At 28.1% G+C, this 2938-nt stretch carries 1 protein-coding gene; it reads right to left on the bottom strand.

The window, feature by feature from the left end; all coding sequences use genetic code 11:
* Positions 1–159 precede the first annotated feature (159 nt).
* Entirely contained in the window at positions 160–2742 is a 2583-nt protein-coding gene (locus ABD816_RS21990; RefSeq protein ID WP_344931051.1) for a leucine-rich repeat domain-containing protein, read from the bottom strand.
* Between the last annotated feature and the right edge of the window lie 196 nt (positions 2743–2938).

Below are 2938 nucleotides of genomic sequence, written 5' to 3'. Positions count from 1 at the left end.
AATATTGACAACGCTTAATGGCGTTGCCAACATTCCAACACTATAAAATCATCATCATAATGAAATAAATAAAATAAAAAAATATCGTAAATTTAACCTAGGACTTGGGAAAGGGCTTTACATAGGAGCCATTGTTGTGCAATGTTTTTTTATGGATTCTTATCGTTTATTAATAACTTTCTTTATGAAAACTCCATTGTTAGTCTCTAATTTTAAAAAAAACAGATTCGATGAAATATGAAATGTATCCAAAACGATTTCACTTTTACTACTCGAAATGGGTATGCAATCTAAGACTTTACCAGAAAGCATTATAAAACTTGATTTCAAAACTTCAAAGTCTAGATCATTTTTTATATGAAGTTTATTATCTGTAATAGGTATAGGGAACAGTTTAAAAGTATTTTCCGTTACAAAATTTTCTCGAACAGAAAGGACAGGTCTTTCTATTATTTGAGTACTCACCAAATTAGTTACAATAGGAAGGTTAAAATCAAAATAAATATTAGCAGACCCTTCGATAATATCTCCAAGTACTACAATATCTTTAGGTTTAATTTTAAAAGATACATATCCATTACTACCTTGTTCATCTGTGGTACTATCAGGCAAATTAATATTCTCAAAAATGAACTCTATTTTATTTCCATCTGTAATCTTCAATATATAATCATGACTTGCAGAGACCATTTGAAAAGTATTCCAGTCTAAATTAGCATCTAATATATCTTCAATAATTACGTTAATAGCGGAAGCTGTCCCTGTATTTTGAAAACGCACGATATAGTCTAAATACTCGTTCGTTTCATCTATATAAATTGACGTTCCTTGAAGAACTCTTTTGTCATTTGGGTCAAATGAATTTACAACTAATTGCTCTAAGGTGAAGCTATTATCATTTGGAGTTTCATCAGCTTTTGTACTCGAAACGTTTGCTGTATAAGTTAATATATCATCCCCATTAACAGTAGGGGGTGCAGTTACTATAAAATCAATATGGATAGTATTTGTTTGGTAAGCTTGTAAGTCAAAGAAATTCCAAGTAATTTTATTACCTACAAGGGAACTATAATTAGGTTCAACTAATTCAATATTCTGTAGATTTTGATCAAACTCTAAAGTAATTTTCCCATTAGTAACCGAGGTTCCATTATTCTCATAAACAATATCATATCGAGCTGTAAATCCAGGTCTCACTTCATCAATAGGTAATATTTTAATACTTAAATCATCTTTTGGTTGTGCCTCAATACAAAAATCTACAATTTCGGTATTTCCAAACTCTGTAAATATTACTGTTTCATTATTGGGTACAATATGCTCATCACCTAAGCCTCCTACTATTGAAACAATTAAATCACCAATATTAGGAATACCGATACTGTAAGCTCCATTATTTTTAGAGAGCGTACTGTATTTCTTATCTCCTGAGGACACTTCAATTAATATATTTTCTAAGGGATTACTATTAGAACAATTAGTATTATTAAGGTCAAAATTGATAGTTCCAGAAATAGTATTTTCTTGTGATGCATTACAATCATCAATGTAATTAAATTCTACATCTTCAACTGTGAAAGTTTCTTGAGCATATGCGATATCGTCAACACAAATTGTTTCTAATAATGGTAAATCCCGTATATTAACAGCTCCTGATGAAAAATTTACGTTATTACCATTTTTCATATTTACTGTTCTAAGATTTGGACTCCCCCAAAAGATTAGATATCTTAAAAGAGACTTGTCTGAGACGTCAATATGTTCTAATGCAGTACTAATAAGATTTAACCATTCTAATTTTGGATTTTTAGATATATCAATATTGGTTAAAGAATTATTAGAAGAAAGGTAAATATACTTTAACTCAGAATTCATTGAAAAGTCGACGCTTTCAAAGTCGTTGTCCCTAAGCCATACTTTTTCTAAAAGTTTTAAAGGTGATAAATCTATTTCTGTTAAATTATTACTACTTACAGAGAGCTCAACTATATTAGTGTTATTAGAAATGTCTATTTCAGTAAATTCATTGCCATAAATATTTAGTTTTTCTAATTCTAAATTTTTAGTTAGATCAATCGAAGATAAATCACTATTCCCAAATTGTAGTTCTACTAAATCAGTATTTTGAGTTACATCTAAATCAGTTATGATACTTCTATCAAATAGTAATTTAGTAAGCTTTAAATTGTTTGAAACATCTATTGTTTCCATGTTGTCATTATATCTCAAATCTAAAACTTCTAGGGTGTTTAAATTAAATACATCGATAGAAGTTAGGTTATTATTGCTAAGATTTAAATTCACGAGATTTGTGTTTTGAGAAACATCTATTGAACTCAAAGAATTCGATAAAAGCGTTAAATTTGTCAAATTTTGATTTTCAGAAATGTCAATGGATTCCAAGTTACATTTGTACAAATCTAAGGCTCTTAATGCTTCAAAATCAGAAACATCAAAACCTATGATATCATACTCATAAATGCTTAAATTTTCAAGGTTTTTAAACTCGTTTAATCCAAATAAATAAAGCTGATCTTGATTGTTTTGATCAATGTTGTAAATATTTATGGATGTTGTATTAAGTGCTTCAGAAACTTGTATTTCTCCATCTCTATTTACATCAATAGATGGATAAACTTGAGTTAATAATAATTGCTTTAGGGTATCATCAAGATTCACGTTTTGTGCATTTAATGTTGTTTTACAAAACAGAAAAATTAAGATATAGATTAGCTTATTCATAAATATGAGGTTTTCAAACAAAGATAAATCAAATTATTAGTAAATTATGAGTTTGATTTTTTCGTTTAAATGTTCGTAAAGGGAGATAGTTTACACAAGTTAAAGATTAAGGTTTACACTAAATTAATTTCTAATCTTGTTGATTGTTGTTTATTTCTAAGATGTTTTTCATCAAAGAAACCTAAAAATACATTTC

The organism is Aquimarina addita (assembly GCF_039539305.1).
Classification (GTDB): Bacteria; Bacteroidota; Bacteroidia; order Flavobacteriales; family Flavobacteriaceae; genus Aquimarina; species Aquimarina addita.
Note: the sequence above shows the minus strand (reverse complement) of the source record. Positions and strands in the feature narration are given on the sequence as shown.

What these genes read in the sequence shown, in the direction of transcription:
- ABD816_RS21990 (WP_344931051.1), bottom strand. Translation starts at nt 2,742, where the DNA reads ATGAATAAGCTAATCTATATCTTAATTTTTCTGTTTTGTAAAACAACA.